Annotated in this window: 7 protein-coding genes; 1 reads left to right on the forward strand and 6 read right to left on the reverse strand. The window is 70.5% G+C overall.

Translation table 11 applies throughout. The features are described 5' to 3' along the window. Positions 1 to 64: 64 nt before the first annotated feature. The 6 genes from VGD44_RS25540 to VGD44_RS25565 form a co-directional block, all read right to left on the reverse strand. Positions 65 to 1,141: a Glu/Leu/Phe/Val dehydrogenase dimerization domain-containing protein gene (locus VGD44_RS25540; RefSeq protein ID WP_331091450.1), complete on the reverse strand. Its 1,077-nt coding sequence runs from the start codon at positions 1,139 to 1,141 to the stop codon at positions 65 to 67. A 60-nt stretch (positions 1,142 to 1,201) separates the two neighbouring features. Then, entirely contained in the window at positions 1,202 to 2,215 is a 1,014-nt protein-coding gene (locus VGD44_RS25545; RefSeq protein WP_331091452.1) for an alpha/beta fold hydrolase, read from the reverse strand. 55 nt (positions 2,216 to 2,270) lie between these two features. Next, the gene (locus VGD44_RS25550) at positions 2,271 to 2,525 is read right to left on the reverse strand and encodes a DUF3253 domain-containing protein (protein ID WP_331091454.1); all 255 of its coding nucleotides are present in this window, start codon (positions 2,523 to 2,525) and stop codon (positions 2,271 to 2,273) included. Next, positions 2,525 to 3,673 (reverse strand): acyl-CoA dehydrogenase family protein, encoded by a 1,149-nt coding sequence (locus tag VGD44_RS25555; RefSeq protein WP_331091456.1) that lies wholly within the window; start codon positions 3,671 to 3,673, stop codon positions 2,525 to 2,527. Before VGD44_RS25555 ends, VGD44_RS25550 begins: the two co-directional genes overlap by 1 nt. Before the next feature lie 63 nt (positions 3,674 to 3,736). Continuing rightward, positions 3,737 to 4,390, reverse strand: a complete 654-nt coding sequence (locus VGD44_RS25560; protein WP_331091458.1) for a hypothetical protein — start codon at positions 4,388 to 4,390, stop codon at positions 3,737 to 3,739. Between the two features lie 42 nt (positions 4,391 to 4,432). Next, positions 4,433 to 5,260, reverse strand: a complete 828-nt coding sequence (locus tag VGD44_RS25565) for a hypothetical protein (RefSeq protein WP_331091460.1) — start codon at positions 5,258 to 5,260, stop codon at positions 4,433 to 4,435. A gap of 60 nt (positions 5,261 to 5,320) precedes the next feature. Here VGD44_RS25565 and VGD44_RS25570 point away from each other — a divergent pair, with 60 nt between their 5' ends. After that, positions 5,321 to 5,791 carry a PaaI family thioesterase gene (locus tag VGD44_RS25570; protein ID WP_331091462.1) on the forward strand — a complete coding sequence of 157 codons (471 nt, stop codon included), beginning with the start codon at positions 5,321 to 5,323 and terminating at the stop codon, positions 5,789 to 5,791. Positions 5,792 to 6,028: the final 237 nt, after the last annotated feature.

The raw sequence follows: 6,028 nt of genomic DNA on the forward strand, positions 1-6,028 counted from the left end.
CTGCTGCTGGTGAACGGCCTGAAGAGCTGGAAGGCGAACCGCCCGCCAGCCTGAGCCGCCGAACCTAAGCCGCCACGCGCTTCTCCGCCGCGCCGACGATCCGCGAGCGGGCGATCTCGTTGGCGACCTCGTGGGTGGGACGGCGCTCGCGCAGGGCCTGCTCGAGGACCTCCTCGAGGGTCAGGGCCAGGCGGTCCAGCTTCTGGTCCACCCAGGCCGGGTCGAAAGCTTCGCCCAGCTCCAGCGCGCGAATCTCGCCGGCCACGTTGATGATGCCGCCGCCGTTGATGACGTAGTCGGGGGCGTAGAGGATGCCGCGATTGAACAGCTCGCGGCCCGCGTCGGGGCCGGCCAGCTGGTTGTTGGCGGCGCCGGCGATGATCTTCGCGCGCAGGCGCGGCAGGGTGTCGAGGCTGACCGCGCCGCCCAGGGCGCAGGGGGCGAAGACATCGGCGTCGGCGTCGAAGATCGCCGAGGGGGCTACGATCTGGGCGTCGGTCTCGGCGGCGACGCGGCGCAGGGCCTCGGCGTTGACGTCGGTGAGGATCAGCTTGGCGCCGGCGGCGTGCAGCTTCCTGGCCAGGTATTCGCCCACGTGGCCCACGCCTTGGATGGCGACGCGGACGCCGTCCAGGTCGCGCTTCATGGCGCGGCGGACGCAGAGCTGGACGCCCCGGAACACGCCCTCGGCGGTCACCGGGCTGGGATCGCCGGACGCGGCCTCATGGCCCTCGAGGCCGGCGACGTAGCGCGTGTGTTTGCGGGCGTGCATCAGGTCGGTGGGCGACACGCCCACGTCCTCGGCGGTCCAGTACTTGCCGCCCACGTCCTCGACCGCGCGCCCGAAGGCCTCGAACAGCGCCGCGGTCTTCTGGGTGCGGCTGTCGCCGATGATCACGCTCTTGCCGCCGCCCAGCTCCAGGTCGGCCATGGCGTTCTTGTAGGACATGGCCCGCGAGAGGCGCAGCGCATCGACCAGCGCCTCTTCCGAGCTCGCGTAGGGCCACATGCGACAGCCGCCGGCGGCCGGGCCGCGGGCGGTGGAGTGCACGGCGATGATGCACTTCAGGCCGGATTTTTCATCCGAGAAGGCGTGGACGCCTTCATGTCCCTCGAATGCCGGAGAATCGAACAAGGTCATGCCGTGAACTTTGCGTCCTGGGGGAGGAATTTGGCTGCATCTACGCTGCGGCGGGCCATCTCACAACCCCGCGGCGCGACGTGACGCATCGACTCCCGCCGCCCCCGGGATCGGCGGCGCGCCGGAGGGCAGCGGCGCCGAGGGGTCGCGGATGAAGCTCAGCATGTCGTCGATCACCACCGCGCGCTGCTTGTCGCGCGTCAGCAGGTGGTGGCCGGCGGCATAGTAGGCGCTGCGGTCCGAGGGCTTCAGCCCCTTCACCGCCTTGAGGGCGGCCTTCTTGGGGATGATCTGGTCGTTGGCGCCGTAGAGGTAGAGCGTCGGCAGGTGGTCGTCGCCGACGCGCTCGGCCGCCTTGTCCATCAGCTTCACCAGTCCATAGAGCGTGTCGGACCGCGCGCCCCAGATCATCAGACGGTCGCGGCCCATGGCGATCAGCTCTTCGCGGTTGTCGGTGGGGTAGATGCGGTCGGTGATGAAGCGGGGCGGCGTGTAGACCTTGCCGGCGGTGAAGGTGGCCGCGAGCCACAGCAGCGTCTTGTTCGGCAGCGGCTGCGCCTTGAACCCCCAGACGCCGGGGGCCAGCAGCAGCAGGCGGTCGGCCGGCGGCGGCCGATCGGAGGCGAAGGCCACGGCGGCCACCGAGCCGCCCATGCTCTCTCCCACCACCGCGATGAGGGCGTTCGGATGCCGGGCGCGGGCGAGCGCGGTGACCGTGCGCAGGTCCTCCGCCATCAGCTCGGCGCCGGGCCAGATGCCGCGGCTGGGCGAGCGGCCGAAGCCGCGCTGGTCGTAGGCGTAGGTGGTCACGCCCTGCTCGGCCCACTTGGGCGCGGCGAGGTGGAAGGCGTTGGCGTAGTCGTTCATCCCGTGGGCGGCGACGATCACGGCCCAGGGCTCCTCCTTGGCCTGCCAGGTCTGCAAGCCGAGGCGCGCGCCGTCGAAACTGACGACAGCGCTGGTCTCGAAGTGGGCGCCCTGGAAACCCGCGGGCGGCGTCAACGCGCCCTGCACCAGCCGCGGCGCGCAAGCCGACAGCGTGAACAGCAACAGCAGGAGGGCGAGGCGCTTCATCGGGCACCGAGAGTAGACGCGGGTCGATTAACCTTAGGAAAAGGCGCGACCGTGGCTAGTCGTTCTCGCCCGCGACCGGCAGCCGCATGCGCCACACACCCCGGAAGGTATCGGGATCGGCCGGCTTGTTGTGGCGCAGGATGACCAGGCGCTCCTGGCGCGCGAGGCCGATGGCGACGGCGCGCACCTTGCCCAGCTCGCGCCGCCAGCCCTCCTCGTTGAGCGCGCGCGCCACCTGTTCCGGCGAGACGGACTTGCCGGCGGGGACCTTGGCGAGCACGTCGAAGATGGCGGCCTCGACGGGATCCATCAGCCGCCCCGCTTCAGGGTCTCGCGGGCGATGATCACCTGCTGGATCTGGCTGGTGCCCTCGTAGATCCGGAAGATGCGGACGTCGCGGTAGAAGCGCTCGATGCCGTAGTCGGCGATGTAGCCGGCGCCGCCGAAGATCTGCACCGCGCGGTCGGCCACGCGGCCCACCATCTCGGAGGCGAAGTACTTGGCGGCGGCGGCCTCCATGGTGACGCTCTGGCCGGCGTCGCGCTTGCGCGCGGTCTCGAGGGTCAGGGCCTTGGCGGCGAGCGTCTCGGTCTTGGAGTCGGCGATCATCCCTTGCAGGAGCTGGAAGCTCGACAGCGGCTGGCCGAACTGCTTGCGCTCGGACGCGTAGGCCACGCAGTCGGCGATCAGCCGCTCGGCCACGCCGATGCAGACCGAGGAGATGTGCAGGCGTCCGCGGTCGAGCACCTGCATGGCCACCTTGAAGCCCTCGCCCTCCTTGCCGATCAGGTTCTCGGCGGGCACACGGACGTTGTCGAAGAACACCTCCGAGACGTGGGCGCCCTGCTGGCCCATCTTCTTCTCGGACTTGCCGACCGTGAGGCCGGGGCTGTCGCGATCCACGAGGAACGCCGAGACGCCGCCGCCGCCCGGCTTGTTGGGGTCGGTGCGGGCCATCACCGTGAAGAGGTGGGCCTTGTTGGCGTTGGTGATGAAGCGCTTGGCGCCGTTCAGCACGTAGTGGTCGCCGTCCTTCACCGCCCGGGTCTGGACGTTGGCCGAGTCGGACCCGGCCTCGGGCTCGGTCAGCGCGAAGGACGTGATGATCTCGCCGGACGCGATGCCCGGCAGGTACTTCTCCTTCTGCGCCTCGGTGCCGAACATCACCAGCGCCTGGCTGCCGATGCCGACATTGGTGCCGAAGGTCGAGCGGAACGCCGGGCTGGTGCGACCGAGCTCGATCCCCACGAGGCATTCGTCCTCCATCGAGAGGTCCAGGCCTCCGAACTCCTCGGGGATGGAGAGGCCGAACAGGCCCAGGCCCTTCATCTCCTCGACCACCTCGTCCGGCATGGCGTCGTCCTCCGCCACCTTGGCCTCGAGGGGCCGCAGGCGCTCGGTCACGAAGCGGCGGACGGTTTCGATCAGCTGGTCGCGGGTTTCGGCGTCGAGCGCCATGGACGGTCCCCCTCTGGAAAGCGGCCGGACCCTAGTGTCTGGCCCCCTGGACCGCAAACGGTTCTAGGGCGCTCCGGCCGGCGCCGCGCAGGCCTTCACGGTCGCGGGCTGCTTGAAGCGTGTCAGACCGACGGCGACGACGGGGCGCGGCCAGGTCTCGGTGCGCACCGAGCGCGGCGGCACCGCACAGACCGGCGCCGGCGCCGGCGCGACCTTGCCCTGGCGCATGACCAGCGCGATGGCGGCGTAGTCGACGGGCTTTTCGGTCTCGTTCCAGACCTTGAGGATGGTGGCCCGCACCTCTGCCGAGCCGTCGAGCGCCACGGCGATCTGGCCCTTGGGCGGCGGCGCGAAGGTTTCGGTGACGGCGCCTTCGGGGTGGGCGGCGGCGAGCTGCCCCTCCTCCACCTTGTCCAGCACCGGCAGCCCTTTGCTGTCGAGCCGGAACAACGCGCGCTGGCCCAGCACGATCTGCAGCGTGCCGCCCTGCACGAGGGTCTTCTGCTCCACGGTCAGCGCCTTGGTGGCGGCGACGGCGGCGGGCGCGGTCTTCGCCTCATCGACCGGCTTCGAGCCCGGAGGCGGCGGCTCGAGCGTCTTCTCGTCGAGGCCGGGGACGTCGCCGGCCACGAGCTCGCGGGGTGCGGTCTGGAGTGGACCATCGTCCGGCGCGGGCTGGGCGGCGAGGACGAGGATGGCGAGCGTGGACGCGAACATGCAGGCTGAACGTATCGGGCGCCGATTGGTAACGGCAAGCCGCTAGGGCAAGACCTCCCAGCGGCCGCCGCGGCGGATCAGGAGTTTGCCGAACAGGGTGTCTGGGTCGTCGGCGACCTTGGCGAGCTCGCCGCGCACGGCCTCCACCATGCGCCGGTCGCTCGCCAGCAGGATGAAGATCTCGTCGCGCCCGGGCGCGGCCACCACCAGCGGTCCCTGGGCAGTCATGGCCGGAGCGTTCCAGAAGGCGTCGTCGGCGATCACGCTGGACGCGAGGCCCTCGCCGGCGAGGCGCGCCGGCTGGCCGGGGACCAGCTTCTGCGGCTTGAACGGGATGACGGCGCGGGTGTTGGCCTGGGCGCGGGCCCAGATCGCCGCGTCGTCCAGCTTCAGCCGCGAACGCAGGACCGAGGCGCGGAGGAACTCGTAGGCGTCAGGCCCGTCGACGGCGACGATGGCGACGAGGCCGCCGGCGATCGGCCGCACAAGTCCTCGGTCGGCGGCCCCACCGGGACCGGGCGGCGGGTTGGCCGCCTCGGTCCGGACCAGCACCCGCAGGGCCTGGGGCGTGACCGGCGCGGGCAGGAACGAGCGACTGTAGACGCCCACCAGCTCCTCAAGGCGGCGGGGCTCCTCGCGGTAGAGCGAATAGGCGCGCTCCAAGGACTGCTCCTTGGGTTCTTCCCCAGGCAGCGCCACGCTCAGGCCCTCGCGGCCCAACAGGGCGATCTTTGCCTCGGGCTGCTGCCGGCGAACCTCGGCGGCGACGCGCTCGCGGAAGGCCAGGAGGTCGAGCGGCTGGGCGGCCGCCATCCCGGCCGACGCCAACAGGATCGCTAGGGCCAGTATCAGGTTTGCGGGCTTCCCCATCACGAACCCCCGTGCTTAGAGGCCCAACCCTCGGTCGTTTCAGTGAAGGTTGCAACGCGAATGGACGGCGGCTCGGAGTACGAGAACAACTACACGGCGACGCTCACGACCGTGACCGAGGGCGAGTGGGCCGGCTGGTCGTGCTACCCGGGCGGCGATCCCTTCGAGGATTTGGCGGGGACATTCTACTTCAAGGTCGGCGACGACGGGCGGCCGGTCTGCGCCTTCCGCGCCGAGCGCAGGCACATGAACGGCGGCGGCTTCATGCACGGCGGGTGCGTCATGACCTTCGCCGACTTCTCGCTGTTCGTGATCGCCCGCGACGCGATCGTGGGCTCGCCGACAGTGACCGCCACCTTCAACTGCGAACTGGTCGGCACGGCGCGCGAGGGCGAGCTGGTGGAGTGCACGGGCGAGGTGGTGAAGGCCGGGCGCAGCATGGTGTTCGTGCGCGGGCTGATCACCTGCAAGGGCGAGCCGGTGGCCAGCTTCTCGTCGGTGCTGAAGAAGACTTCGCGGCGCACGACATAGACTCGCGGCGCGGGGGCCACACTCCGCGACCGTTGTTCGCAACGGCCTTGAAATTGTCCGGGTAGCAGGCGACCTAAGCGCGACCATGCTCCGTAGAACCCTGATTTCCGCCCTGATCGCCGCCGCCGCTGGCTTCGCCGCACCCGCCTCCGCGGGCGCGCAGGAGCCGATCTACGGCGTGTGGCGCAACCCGAAGAACTCGGTGCACATCGATATCCAGCCCTGCGGCCAGTACCT

This window comes from Phenylobacterium sp. (assembly GCF_036402295.1).
Taxonomy (GTDB): Bacteria; Pseudomonadota; Alphaproteobacteria; order Caulobacterales; family Caulobacteraceae; genus Phenylobacterium.